Raw genomic sequence first — 13944 nt, forward strand, 5'->3', positions numbered from 1 at the left:
GCAAGCGCTAATCGCGCATATATTGATGCATCTGGGCCGCCGTCAGATCCCATTGGCTTCCTTCAAACGGGGGCATATAGCTGCCATCATCTTCGCCAATCTCAGCGGCAGTGAGCTGATTGAGTTTATCGTTCATTGTCATTAACAGATCCCGGTATTTCTCTGGCTCCCGGGCGAGGTTATGATTTTCTTCGGGGTCGTTAACCAGATCGAAAAGTTCAACATCATTATTCTCCAGCAGCTCGGCCAGGGTAGCAGGAATATGATGCTGCTTGAGCGAAAAGTAGCGGGCAAATTTATAGTGTCCATCGTTGATCATACGGATCCCTGAGCGATGGGAAAAATCAGGATGGAGTGACGCGATCGCTTTTTTAAATTGATCGTGCGGGAGTTTTTCTCCAGCCAGCTTTCTGAATTTTGCCGTGTATTGCGCATCCATATACAGGATCATGCCGTAACAATAAAGCGAACCCGGACGCAGCGCATTTAAGCCCGCTTGCTCAGGATGCACCAGTAATGGGCTCATATCCCGGCCTTTTCTGCCCTCCAGGACTTTCTCTCGCAGCGACCGATCGCGTCCAGTCAGACCAATCAGGGTCGGTACTAAATCCAGATGATTAGTCAAACTGTTGCAGCGGATGTTTCCCGGATACGCCGGATGGCGAATGATCATCGGCACATGGATCTGCTCTTTGTACACCGAGGAACCTTTACCATGCATCTGGTGGGAGCCTCCGAGTTCCCCATGGTCGGCGGTAAAGACGATAATCGTATTTTGCGTCAGTTGAAGATTATCAAGTTCATTGAGAATCGCCTCAAGATGCTGGTCATTATCGCGAATACAGTTGAAATAATAATCCAGTAATTTGCGCCAGCGCCGGTCTTCATCGGGGAACTGTCCCTCCATCACCGCCCTGGCATTCTGGTACTCTTTATGGGCGGCAGGTCTGCCAGGCTCATCGAGCGGCTGATGGCGGTTTGCAGGCAGCGGATAGTCTGGCCAGCTTTGCTGATAGATTTGGTTGTGCGGGGGTTGGGTTGGCAGCAGGGTGTGGTTTTCTTTATCCATTGGCCCTTTCCACTGCACCTGCTCACCATGCTCATCGGTGTCGATAAACATGACATCGTGGGGGTTAACCAGGTTTACTGCCGCGAACCAGGGTTTATTTTCATCATTCAGCGGGCGGCCGGTGTTACGTAGCCAACTAATGGTCTGCCCCGTGGTGACTGAATCAAAGAAATAGCCGCCCTTACTTTTCCCGATGACATCGCCAATGCCGTGATAATCAGAGAAACCATACTTTTCCATAATTTCATGCAGTCGCGGCGTCGGGATCTCGCCCAGGTCCATTTCTTCTACCGATTTACCAGCGACCGGCTGATCGATCTCCCGGGTAAGATGCCATTTACCTTTATACGCCGTGTAATAACCCAGTTCACGCATCATATGGCCCACGGTACGTAATTCCGGGTCCAGATCGTAATTCATCCAGGGGAAGCCAAGATTATCAAACATCCGGGTGTGCGGCATATGGAGCCCGGTGTACATGACAGAGCGCGATGGCGTACAAACGTTGGCCGTGTTCTGATGATTGGTAAAAGTGATACCCGTTTTCATCAGGCGTTCCCGGCCCGGCACCGGAAAGGGATACCGCTCGAAATAACGTTCCTGATCGCAGGTTATGAGTAAAATATTGTAGCCTTCGGGCAGTGTGTCAGGGATTTCGCCGGTGAAAGGAATATCCCATGCCGCTTTCGGGGCGGCATTATTTTGTGCGGCGTTTCCCGTCTCTGGTAACAGGCTCACGACAGCGGCAATCCCCAGACCTTTGAGGAGATCGCGGCGATTTCCATCTATTTTATTTGGTTCTTTCATCTTCAGACTCCGTTAATTGTAATATATTTTGCCGAATCTCCGGGATAAGACTCATAATGAGCGCGGGCGGATGGCAATCTAATAAAAGGCTTCGCATGACGTTCATATAGGGCGTGATATGGCCGAAAAAGGCTAAATAGCCGCTGCACAGGTAATTCTGTGCTTCGTCGTCATGGATGGTAAAACGGTGTTTAGGGCATCCCCCATGGCAGGCAAAGCGCCAGTGGCAGCTCTGACAGCGGGCAGAGAGTTGGCCCTTTTGCTTCCCGAACTGTTGCTGAAATGGCGAGCTCGCCATCGCTGCCATAGCATCTTGCTTCAGATTACCCAGCTTATATTCCGCTGAGACAAAGTGATCGCAGCTGTAGACATCGCCGTTTTGCTCCACCAGTAAACTCTGCCCACAGACAGGCTGCATGGTGCAGAGCGTGGCGGGCTGGCCGGCCCATACGCCGAGCAGATTATCAAAGTACTGGATAAACACCCTGCCAACATCGTTTTCCAGCCAGTCGTCGAAAACACTGCACAAAAATTTGCCCCAGCCCTCAGGGGTAACTGACCAGGGAGCAGGGGAGTCAACGAGAGGAATAAACTGGAGATGGTGAAGGTTTAGCTCGCGGCTCAGGCAGCGATAGAGACTTTTCCCCTGGCTTGCAGACTGGCGGCTGACCACCACCATGGCATTCACCGGAACGTCATGCTGCTGCAGGCAGCGTATGGCCTGCACAACTTTTTCCCAGGTGGGTTTTCCGCAGCCCGTCGTACGCCAGGTGTCGTGGAGTGACGCAGGGCCATCAATGGATAATCCGACCAGAAATCCATGACGACGCAAAAAACGAGCCCATTTATCGTTCAGCAAGATGCCGTTGGTTTGCAGGCTGTTGGCGATGATTTTGTTACCACGGTAACGCTGCTGGAGCTCGACCACCTTTGCAAAAAAATCCAGCCCGCATAAGGTAGGCTCACCGCCCTGCCAGCAAAACTCGACGTTTTGCGAGGGGGTCGATGAAATGGTGTTGTGAATGTATGCTTCCAGCGTGAGGTCGTCCATGGTGGCATACCCTGGACGCGGAACCTCGTTTTCCAGATAGAAACAATACCGACAGGCCAGATTGCATCGATTGCCGCCGGGTTTTGCTACGGTATTAAAATTAGCGCTCATTCTTTGCTATGCTCGAACGGTTTCGATGAGGAAGAGAGTAAGGCTAATTGTGTTACCGGAGGTGTGGCTAATGTTACCGATGGCGACTGGCTTTATTTTTTGGATCATTATGCAAGCGAAAAATACAGGCGGTATCGTTATTTTTCGCAGGTGACAGCATGCCCTGCTATTCTCTTAAAAATTTCATCATTGATTTGGTGAATGTATTTTCATTAAAAATTTATAATATGAATAATGCCTGCCATATGGCTATAAGGGCAGGCGTAAATTATCAAGGGCGTAGTGATCCACGTTTACTCTTCAGCAAGGTTGTTTTTGGCTATCGGTTGGTCAACGGCCGCTGCCGGATATTCTACATTACGTTCATCCTGCGCCTTACCCGCCTCGCGCACAATCGCCAGCGCCAGTCCGGCAACGATCAACGTTAACCCGGTGGACACCCACATTCCGCCGATAATGCCCAGCCGGTGGTTCAGCCATGCGTAGGCAAAGGGTGAAACAGCTGCCATCAGTTGCCCGGGGATCAGCAGGAGACCCGTGCGGCTGGCGTAGCTTTCTGCGCTAAACAGCGCCAGCGGCAGCGTCGCTTTGACAATCGTCACCAGCCCGTTAATCGCGCCATAGCCCAGCACAAACCCGGCTGCGCATCCGGCAAAGGTCGTGCTGCTCAATCCAAGGAGAAAACAGAGCGGCATGGCGAGCGCAGTAAAACGCGTTAGCGTGAGTGAGGTGACCCGGGGACCGGCCAGCACTTCCCCCAGCCGGGCGCCGGTCTGGCCGAATCCCCACAGCATACCGACGGCAACCGGCAGACCAAAGTGGCTGATAAACTCCGGCAGATGGGTAGAGGTACCGTTAGAGATGAAGGTGATCAGCGCAATAAAGATCGCGTAACGCGCCCCGTTACGCCGGTCGCCCTCTGCTGTCGCTGGCGAGGCTGGTGATTTCGCCGCTGAATTGAGCCGCTGGCGAGGCAGTTGATAACTCAGCCATGCGCTCAGCAGGCCAAACAGTGCATAGATCCGCAGGGCATTCTGCCAGGGCATGATGGTTAATAACGCCTCGCCCAGCGGCCAGAAGAGGGCAGAGGCCAGACCGCCAGCGAGAGTGATATGAGAGATAGTTTTCCGCGCCTGCTGACCGTACAGATTCACCACTGCGGCGAACAGCGCATCATACAGTGAGAGCCGCATGCCGATGCCGGTCAGCAGCCAGGCGCCGTACCAGCCGGCCAGCGAAGGGCGCCAGGCCATCATGGCGCAGCTGGCGGCTATCAGTAAGGTACCGCTGGTGACCACCAGTCTTCCGCCAAAGCGAGCCAGCAGCCTGGCAACGAACGGGGAGACAGCGGCCATCATCAGCATCGCAAGCGTCAGGCCGAGATAGATCTGCGGCAAGGACCATCCTTTGTCGGCGGCGATAGCCCCGGCAAAGGTGCCGGGCATATAAAAAGAGATCCCCCAGTTGATGAGTTGCTGACCGCCCGCGGTGAAGGCAAGGCGTCGGGGAATAGCGTTTATTTCCATGGTTTTTCATTCCGTTAAGACAGTTGTCCTGAGCATACCCGGCAGGCTATTGTTCTGGCAGAGCGGCCACCTTATGCGCGGTATAAGAGAAACTTTTATGACAACACTGAACCTGGGAAATCTGGCGACCTTCCGGCTGGTCGTACAGCGCGGCAGCTTTTCTGCCGCCGCCGACGCGCTGGGGATCTCCCAACCTGCCGTCAGCCTGCAGGTACGTCAGCTGGAGCAGTTTTTACAGACCAGGCTGCTGGAGCGAACCGGACGTGGGATCAAGGCGACGGCGGCGGGAATGGCATTGCTGGCCCACAGCGAGCAGATCGATCGGGTGGTGAATAGCGCGGTGCAGTCGGTCAGCGCATTCAGTCAGGAGGTTAATGGATCGTTGACGCTGGGGACAGGCGCGACGGCCTGCATTCATCTTCTTCCACCGCTGCTGCAGCATCTTCGTCAGCAGCACCCGCTGCTGACGGTGGGGGTGACCACCGGCAACACGCTGGATATCGTCCGCGCGGTGGAAGAAAACCGGCTCGATCTCGGGCTGGTCACGCTGCCCGTGCAGGGGCGCAGTCTGGCGGTGACTGCGATGTTAGATGAGGAGTTCGTGACCATCTATGCCAGCCGCGAGACGGAGATGCCGGCGGTTTATACTCCCGCCGAGCTGCAGGCGCAGCCGCTCATTGCCTTCGAGGCGGGTAGCGGCACGCGGGATCTGATTGACCGCTGGTTCCGCTCGGCGGGACTGGCGGTGACGCCGGTAATGCAGTTGGGGAGCATCGAGGCGATTAAGCGCATGGTGCGGGCAGGGCTGGGCTACAGCATCGTGCCCCGCATGGCGGTGGAGCGGGTGGAGGATCGCGACGGATTACGCGTACACTCGCTGGCGCCGCGGCTATACCGACAGCTGGCGGTAGTCATGCGTCAGGACAAAATTGTGACAAAAGGTATCGCTGAAATGCTGCGCCTGCTGCATACCGTGCGCTTATAAATCGCCGACGGCAAAATTACCGCATCAAATACAGTACTTCAGCAGCGAGCGGCTCTGCCTGCGGAGTGTGGCGCTTGCAGTATTAGAATCAAAGGATTACTCGCGGGGGGAGGGCTCGACGGTGAGCGATGACTCCTGCGACGCTTTTTTATCCTGATGATGGTACCAGGCGCCGATGGAGGAGTAGACAAAGCGTCCAAAGAAGAAGAGAAAGCTGATAAGCAGTACGATACGGGTCATGCGACGGTTAAATCGATGTCGTTTACGCATACTGGGTGCCTGACTCACAAAAGGATCCTTGAAGTATACCCGAAGATGGGCGATGGGGGTATTAAGGCACAGGAACGAGATGGGGTCAATTGATGCAGATGTAAAAGTGCGGCAGTGAAAACATTAATTAATGTTATATAAGATAATCGTCGTATTTACATGCTCACTTTATTAGCCGTGAAATGTCGGGAAAAATAAGATTTATTAATGTTGGCGTCAGCATTTGTTGATTTATATCAATAGTCTCCTTCTCTTGGCCACTAAAATCAGCGGACGTTACCGTATCGTTATTATTTACGCGGTCAGCATGGGTGGTTGGATGCCTGCCTGAATATGCCTCGCGGGAGCAGAGGCACTCTGTAGAGCACCTATGAATTTATTAAAATACTATCAACAATATCGCGACAAGTGGTGGGCTTTACCGCTCGTTCTGCCTGCGCTGTTATTACCGGTCGCCAGATGGGCGAATACCTACACCATGCTCAATGGTCATATGGTATTTTTGTATTATCTTCCCCTGGCGCTGGTGCTCAGCCTGATGATGTTTTTTGGTTGGGCGGCGATCCCTGGCATTATTATTGGCCTGCTGTTAACTCTGGCCCACGGCATGTTGCTTGAGCAGTCCATCGGTGTACTGTTCCATTTCCTTATCCCCTGCGTGCTCTGCTGGGGCGGCTACCGCATTTTTGTCCCCCAGCGTCAGCAGGTCTCACACGGCAACGTCCGACTGATGCCGCATCGTCTGTTCTGGCAAATGCTGCTCCCCTCGGTCATTTTTCTGATTTTGTCACAGATTGCCGAATATCTTGGACTCCATCCGCGCACAACGGAAATGACCGGCGTTACGCCATTTAGTTTACGTTCATTAATCACCTTTCAGGCGCTAATGGTAGGGTGCCTGACCGGCATGCCGCTGTGTTATTTTGTGTTACGGGTCATTCGTAATCCTTTTCATTTACGCGGCTTTATTTCTCAGGTTCGCTTACAAATTGATCCAAAAATAAAAAAAATTGAAATCATTTGCTGGGCGACGGTATTAATTCTGCTACTGTGGCTATTATTGATGCCGCTTAATGATAGCAGCACCATATTTAGTACGAATTATACGTTGTCATTGCTGATGCCGGTGATGCTCTGGGGTGCCATGCGTTTTGGCTATCGCTTTATCTCACTGATCTGGACGCCGGTGCTGATTGCCGTGATCCATTTTCATTACCGTTACTTACCAATTTACCCAAGCTATAACACCCAGTTGGCGATCACGTCATCAAGCTATCTGGTATTCTCGTTTATTGTCGCCTATACGGCGATGCTGGCGACACAGCAGCGGCTGATCTACGCTCGCGTCCGGCAGATGGCCTTCCTCGACCCGGTGGTTCATATGCCGAACTTGCGGGCGCTGAGCCGGGCGCTCAACGGCACGAGCTGGTCGACGCTCTGTTTTCTGCGCATTCCTGAGCTTGAACTGCTGGGGCGCCACTATGGGGTACTTTTGCGAATCCAGTATAAGCAAATGCTGGCGAACCATCTGAGAACGCTGCTGCAGCCCAACGAAGCGGTATATCATCTTGCCGGTCACGATTTAGTGTTCCGTCTCAATAGCGAAGGGCACCAGGCGCGCATTCACTTAATTGACCGCTCCCTGCGACAGTTCCGTTTCCACTGGGACGGGGTCCCCCTGCAGCCGCGGATCGGCATGAGCTATTGCAGCGTTCGCTCGCCGGTCAAGCATCTGTATTTACTGCTTGGCGAGTTGAACACCATTGCCGACATGTCGTTAGCCAGCGGCCATCCGGAAAATTTACAGCGCCGCGGCGCGGGCCATGTTCAGCAGGATCTGAAAGATAAAGTCGTGATGATGAACCGCATTCTCAAAGCGCTGGAACATGACCATTTTGTCCTGATGGCGCAGCCTATCCAGGGCATTCGCGGCGATCGCTATCATGAAGTGCTGGTGAGGATGGAAGGGGAGTCGGGTGAGCTAACGGGGCCAAACGAGTTCTTGCCGGTGGCGCACGAGTTTGGGCTGTCAACGCGGGTGGACCAGTGGGTTATTGAGCATACGCTGGCCTTTATGGACGCCAACCGGCGGGCGCTGCCCGGTCTGCGGCTGGCGATCAATCTTTCTCCGGTGTCGCTGAGCCGCAGCCAGTTTCCTCAGGAGGTCGAAGCGCTGCTGCAGGCCTACAACATTGAGCCATGGCAGATTATTTTCGAGCTGACCGAGAACTACGCGCTCAGCAATCCCGAGCTGGTCTGTCAGACTTTAGAGCATCTGCGGGCGCTGGGCTGCCGGGTGGCGATCGATGATTTTGGTACCGGCTACGCCAGCTACGCCCGGTTAAAAACAATGAACGTCGACATTCTTAAAATCGACGGCAGTTTTATTCGCAATCTGCTTGCCAGCAGTCTTGATTACCAGGTCGTGGACTCTATTTGTCGTCTGGCGCGTATGAAGAACATGCAGGTGGTGGCCGAATATGTGGAGTCGCCGGAAATACGTCAGGCGGTCATCACGCTGGGGATCGATTATATGCAGGGCTATGATATCGGGGTACCGGTACCTCTGACGCAGTTGGCGGAGGAGATGACCGGCTGAGCAGCAAAAAGCCGGGCGTAAGCGCCCGGCTCGGTTGATAGCCAAAGATACGATCAGGCGTCTGGCTCTTCTTCAGCAATCTTCAGCATCCATTCCGGCACGCCTTCCCAGTACTGTTGCTCTTTTTCCAGATCCAGCAGCACCAGCGCATTCTGGCTAAACCAGTTGTGCGGAAACGTCAGCGTCCAGTGGTGAGCTTCCGTCTGCAGGCGCAGCGTCGGCGGCGTAGTGGTAGCCTGACGCTGGTTATTCAGCAGTACGCCCAGGCGCAGTAGCTGAATTAGCGGCAGAAACTGCTTTTTCCTGAATAGCGTAAAGCGCGGCAGATCGTCGAGCTTGATCGCTTTGCGATGATAGCGTACGAGGGTGGCCATCAGCATCTGCTGCTCCTGATTGAAGCCCGGCAGGTCGCTATTTTGGAGAATGTAGGCCGAGTGACGATGCATGCCGCTGTGGTTGATATTCAGCCCTACCTCATGGAGCATCACCGCCCATTTCAACAGCGCCGCGAGGTGCGGATTGGCCAGCTTGGGATTCTGCTCCTGCCACTGCTCCAGCATCTGGGTGGTAGTTTCCAGTACCCGGCGCGCCTGTTCGCGATCGATGTTGTACTGATTTGCCAGACTCTGTGCCGTGCGGCTACGAATATCCTGGTGGCGGAAGCGGCCTTCCATCTCGTACAGGACACCTTCGCGCAGCGCGCCATCGGACAGACGAAGTTCTTTGATGGCCAGCGCGTCAAACACACCGCAGAGGATCGCCAGCCCAGGCGCAAAGACCGCTTTACGGTCTTCTGAGAGACCGGGCAGACTGAGCGCGTCGAAGTTTTTATGCTTCAGCAGCTCACTGACCAGCATTTCGAGGCGTTCCGGCGTAATAAATCCGTCCTTCTCGCCCATCGCCACCAGCACTTCCTGGGCGGCTTTAATGGTGCCGGAGGCGCCCAGCGCCACGGTCCATCCCTGAATACGGAACTGCCAGGCCAGCGTCTCCAGCTTCTGCACCGCCGCCAGGCGCGCGCGCTGGAAGTTTTCTTTATTGATAACGCCGCCAGGGAAATAGGCCTGCGAGAAGCTCACGCAGCCCATGCGGCGGCTTTCCACCAGGCGGGGCTCAAAATCTTCGCCAATGACCAGCTCGGTTGAACCGCCGCCGATATCAATCACCAGCTTGCGGCCGCGCTCCGGCTGCGTGTGCTCAACGCCCATAAAAATCAGGCGCGCTTCTTCATTACCGGAGATGATCTCGATCGGGTAGGGGATCACTTTTTCCGCGCGTTTAAGAAACTCCGCCGCGTTGGTCGCCTGACGCAGCGTATGCGTCCCGACGATACAGACGCTGGAGGGGGAGAACCCCTGCAGGCGTTCGGCAAACAGCGACAGGCAGTTCAGCCCACGGGTCATGGCTTCTTCGCTCAACACCGAGTTTTCATCGAGGCCATCGGCCAGATGTACGCGCTGTTTCAGGCGTCCGATGATCTGCATGGCGCCGTCGACGACACGGGCGATCACCATATGAAAACTGTTCGAACCAAGGTCAACCGCAGCGAACTCCTGCGGCCGAGGGGTGTTATCGTTTATTGGCATAGGTTAGTCGGGTTGTTCGAGTGATTTGAGATAATCGTAAATCGCCATTTGCGCGCGCACTTTACGGCGATTGCCGCGCGGCACATAGCGGTTACTCAGTTCTTTATCAAGATAGCGCGCTTTTACCGTATCGTTGAACAGGATATCAAAAATATCCAGCACCCGCTGCTTCAGACGCGGATCGAGCAGCGGAGCGGCAACTTCGATGCGATAATCGATGTTACGCGTCATCCAGTCGGCAGAGGAGAGCCAGACCTGTTTATCGCCACCGTTTTCAAAACAGTAGACCCGGTCGTGCTCGAGGAAACGGTCCACAATACTGATGACGCGGATATTTTCGCTGATACCTTCCAGACCCGGGATCAGCGAGCACATGCCGCGGATCAGCAGATTAACCGGCACGCCGGAGCTGGAGGCGGCATACAGTCGGTCCACCAGACCTTTATCCACCAGGTTGTTCAGCTTCAGCGTAATCCCGGACGGTTGCCCGTTTTGCGCATTGGCGATCTCGCGATCGATCATCTCATACAGCAGACGACGCGAGTTCTGCGGCGACACCAACAGGTAGTCGAAGCTAACCGGACGATAGGGGTTCTCGATAAAGTTAAACACCCGGCGGACTTCATTGGTAATGCGCGCATCGGCGGTTAACAGCGAATAGTCGGTGTAGATCCGCGCCGTCTTCTCGTTAAAGTTACCGGTGCCGATGTGGGCGTAGCGCACCACCTCATCGCCTTCTTTACGCGAGATAAGGAACAGCTTGGCGTGGATCTTCAGACCTGGCGCAGAGAAGATAACGTGGACTCCCGCTTCCGTCAGGCGTTTCGCCCAGTGAATGTTAGCCTCTTCATCGAAGCGCGCCTGCAGCTCCACCACTACGGTGACTTTCTTACCGTTGTGGGCGGCGTGGATCATCGCGTCAATAATGCGCGAATCCTTGGCCACGCGGTAAATGTTGATTTTGATCGCCAATACGCTGGGGTCGAAGGAGGCCTGACGCAGCAGCTCCAGCACGTGCTCAAAGGTGTGATAGGGATAGTAGAGCAGCACGTCGCGTTCGCGAATGGCGTCGAAGCCGTTGCGGAATTTATCAAACCACAGATGACGCAGGCGTGGCATGGGTTTATTGACCAGATTGGCCTTACCGACGTTCGGGAAGCCGATAAAGTCTTTAAAGTTGTGATAGCGGCCGCCCGGCAGCATTGAGTCGTAGTTGGAAATGGAGAGCTTATCGCGCAGCATTTCGACCATCGCATCCGGCATATCGCGCTGGTAGACGAAGCGAACCGGCTCGGCGGTCAGGCGCTGCTTGAGGCTGGAGGACATCAGCTCCATCAGGCTCGACTCCATCTCATGCACCAGATCGTACTCGGCGTCACGGGTCATCTTCATCGAGTAGGCGTTCAGCGCATCGTAATCAAAGAAGCCTTTAAAAATATCGTCCAGGCAATAGCGCAGGATGTTATCCAGGAGGATCATTGGCTTGCGGCGACGCGGCGCTTCCGGCGGCAGGTTCACGAAGCGCGGCACTTTATCCGACGGTATTTCCAGCAGAGCATAGTTGATGTTTTCCCCGCGGATAATCTCCACCGCCAGATAGGTGTAATCATCTTTCAGGAACTGCACGAGGTCCGTTTCGCGGTTGATCAGGATCGGCGAGATATGCTGGCGTAAATACTGCTTGAAGTAGTTGCGCAGCCAGGCCTGCTGATTGACGGACAGCTGGCGCTCGTTGATCAGGAAGATCTGGTTACGCGCCATCTCCAGCAACAGTTCATTATACAGACTATCGAATTCCTGATCGGCCTTCAGAACGCGGGCCTGAATTTTGCCTAACAGGTGGCGAGAATGGGCGGTACTGCCTTGTTCTTCACTGATAATAATCCGGCGCTTCAGCTCAGCGAAGCGCACTTTGTAAAACTCATCCAGGTTGTTGGAGTAAATCCCTAAGAAGCGCATGCGCTCAATCAGCGGGTTACTCTTGTCCGCCGCTTCCTGCAGCACGCGTTCGTTAAAAGACAACCAGCTGAGTTCTTTTTCGATGTATAGCTTTTCCTGGCCCATTACCGCTCACACTCCGTTTTACTCACAGGACGTAGACTATTATGACGAATTTTTCTGCATAGCGATTTACTGTGTCACAACAATATGACAGTAAGAAGAATTATTTCTGTGAGATGTTTGATTAGTAAACACTTTTAATTAAAAAAAAGCCCCGCGATGTGCACATGCGGGGCTGGTTGTTCATTCGTCGGCGGCATAGCCCTGCGGGGGAAGCTGTCGCTCATCCAGCCAGGCGTGGTTGCCTGCCATGCGCAGACGTCCATCGACGAACCAGCTGATGACCAGCGGATAAATGGCATGTTCCTGGGCCTGAACCCGCGCCGTGATTTCCTCCTCGCTGTCGCCAGCGAAGACCGGCACCTTGGCCTGCAGGATAACCGGCCCACCGTCCAGCTCATCGGTGACGAAGTGCACCGAGGTACCGTGCTCCTCGTCACCGTTCTCCAGCACCTGACGATGAGTATGCAGGCCAGGATACTTCGGCAGTAGCGAGGGATGGATGTTCAGCAGACGTCCCTGATAGTGGCTGACGAACGCCGGGCTAAGGATACGCATATAGCCTGCCAGCACCACCAGATCCGGGGCGTAGGCGTCGATTTCATGCATCAGCTGACGATCGAACGCTTCCCGGTCGGCAAACTGACTTTGCGCCAGCGCATGGGCCGGGATGCCGGCCAGGCGCGCGCGCTCAAGGCCGAACGCATCAGCCTTGTTACTGAATACCGCACGCAGGGTGCCGTTTATCTGTTTCCGGCCGCAGGCGTCGATGATCGCCTGCAAATTGCTGCCGCTACCGGAAATCAGCACCACGATGTTTTTCATGCAATGACCACACGCTGTTCGGAATCGGAGGCTTTGATATACCCGATTTTCCACGCGTTTTCACCTTTGTCATTCAGCAGGGCAATCGCTTTGTCCGCTTCCGCTGCCGGCAGGGCGATAATCATCCCTACGCCGCAGTTAAAGGTACGGTACATTTCATGCTGGCTGACGTTACCGGCGGCTTGCAGCCAGTTGAAGACGGATGGCCACTGCCAGGAGGACTCATCGATGATCGCCTGGGTGTTATCCGGCAGCACGCGCGGAATGTTTTCCCAGAAGCCGCCGCCGGTCAGGTGGGCAATAGCGTGGACGTCAACGCTGGCGATCAGATCAAGCACCGATTTCACATAGATGCGGGTTGGCGCCAGCAGATGGTCGGCCAGCGGTTTACCGTCAAGGTCGGTAGTTTGTGGGTCAACGCCGCTAACCTCAATGATCTTACGCACCAGCGAATAGCCGTTAGAGTGCGGGCCGCTGGACGCCAGCGCCACCAGCACGTCGCCATCGGTCACTTTGCTGCCGTCGATGATTTCTGATTTTTCCACTACCCCGACGCAGAAACCCGCCACGTCGTAATCTTCGCCGTGGTACATCCCGGGCATCTCTGCGGTTTCACCACCGACCAGCGCGCAACCGGACTGCAGGCAGCCTTCGGCGATGCCGTTGATGACGCTGGCTGCGGTATCGACGTCCAGTTTACCGGTGGCGTAATAATCCAGGAAAAACAGCGGCTCAGCGCCCTGAACCACCAGGTCGTTCACGCACATGGCGACCAGGTCGATACCGATGGTGTCGTGACGCTTCAGATCCATTGCCAGACGCAGCTTGGTACCGACGCCGTCGGTGCCGGAGACCAGTACCGGCTCGCGGTATTTCTGCGGCAGTGCGCACAGCGCGCCGAATCCGCCCAGTCCCCCCATCACTTCCGGGCGACGGGTTTTCTTCACCACGCCCTTAATACGGTCGACGAGAGCGTTGCCTGCATCAATATCCACGCCGGCATCTTTATAGCTGAGAGAGGTTTTATCGGTCACTGCGAAGTCTCCACGCGTTT

The 13944-nt window shown here is 54.8% G+C and carries 10 protein-coding genes; 2 read left to right on the forward strand and 8 right to left on the reverse strand.

What is annotated here, in order from left to right; genetic code table 11:
- Window positions 1-7: 7 nt before the first annotated feature.
- From DR88_RS06515 to DR88_RS06505, 3 genes are all read right to left on the reverse strand, one after another.
- A complete protein-coding gene (locus DR88_RS06515) occupies window positions 8-1876 on the reverse strand; it encodes a sulfatase family protein (RefSeq protein ID WP_004149294.1) in 1869 nt (622 codons plus the stop codon).
- Window positions 1860-3038 carry an anaerobic sulfatase maturase gene (locus DR88_RS06510; RefSeq protein WP_004149293.1) on the reverse strand — a complete coding sequence of 393 codons (1179 nt, stop codon included), beginning with the start codon at window positions 3036-3038 and terminating at the stop codon, window positions 1860-1862. Before DR88_RS06510 ends, DR88_RS06515 begins: the two co-directional genes overlap by 17 nt.
- Before the next feature lie 293 nt (window positions 3039-3331).
- Complete coding sequence (locus DR88_RS06505) at window positions 3332-4564, reverse strand: MFS transporter (protein ID WP_004149291.1); 1233 nt, start codon at window positions 4562-4564, stop codon at window positions 3332-3334.
- Window positions 4565-4637: 73 nt separating this feature from the next.
- Here DR88_RS06505 and DR88_RS06500 point away from each other — a divergent pair, with 73 nt between their 5' ends.
- Window positions 4638-5549: a LysR family transcriptional regulator gene (locus tag DR88_RS06500; protein WP_073901078.1), complete on the forward strand. Its 912-nt coding sequence runs from the start codon at window positions 4638-4640 to the stop codon at window positions 5547-5549.
- A 96-nt stretch (window positions 5550-5645) separates the two neighbouring features.
- Here DR88_RS06500 and DR88_RS06495 read toward each other — a convergent pair whose 3' ends face one another.
- The gene (locus DR88_RS06495) at window positions 5646-5819 is read right to left on the reverse strand and encodes a YfgG family protein (protein WP_004174861.1); all 174 of its coding nucleotides are present in this window, start codon (window positions 5817-5819) and stop codon (window positions 5646-5648) included.
- A 370-nt stretch (window positions 5820-6189) separates the two neighbouring features.
- On the opposite strand from DR88_RS06495, the gene DR88_RS06490 reads away from it, so the two are divergent.
- Complete coding sequence (locus DR88_RS06490) at window positions 6190-8418, forward strand: sensor domain-containing phosphodiesterase (RefSeq protein WP_004149290.1); 2229 nt, start codon at window positions 6190-6192, stop codon at window positions 8416-8418.
- A 53-nt stretch (window positions 8419-8471) separates the two neighbouring features.
- Here DR88_RS06490 and ppx read toward each other — a convergent pair whose 3' ends face one another.
- From ppx to purM, 4 genes are all read right to left on the reverse strand, one after another.
- Window positions 8472-10004, reverse strand: a complete 1533-nt coding sequence (gene ppx, locus DR88_RS06485) for an exopolyphosphatase (RefSeq protein ID WP_004149289.1) — start codon at window positions 10002-10004, stop codon at window positions 8472-8474.
- A gap of 3 nt (window positions 10005-10007) precedes the next feature.
- Entirely contained in the window at window positions 10008-12068 is a 2061-nt protein-coding gene (gene ppk1, locus DR88_RS06480) for a polyphosphate kinase 1 (protein ID WP_002913838.1), read from the reverse strand.
- Window positions 12069-12248: 180 nt separating this feature from the next.
- Window positions 12249-12890, reverse strand: coding sequence for a phosphoribosylglycinamide formyltransferase (gene purN, locus DR88_RS06475; RefSeq protein WP_004145656.1), 642 nt, complete (start codon window positions 12888-12890; stop codon window positions 12249-12251).
- Window positions 12887-13924, reverse strand: a complete 1038-nt coding sequence (gene purM, locus DR88_RS06470; RefSeq protein WP_004149288.1) for a phosphoribosylformylglycinamidine cyclo-ligase — start codon at window positions 13922-13924, stop codon at window positions 12887-12889. Before purM ends, purN begins: the two co-directional genes overlap by 4 nt.
- Between the last annotated feature and the right edge of the window lie 20 nt (window positions 13925-13944).

Source organism: Klebsiella pneumoniae, from assembly GCF_000742135.1.
Classification (GTDB): Bacteria; Pseudomonadota; Gammaproteobacteria; order Enterobacterales; family Enterobacteriaceae; genus Klebsiella; species Klebsiella pneumoniae.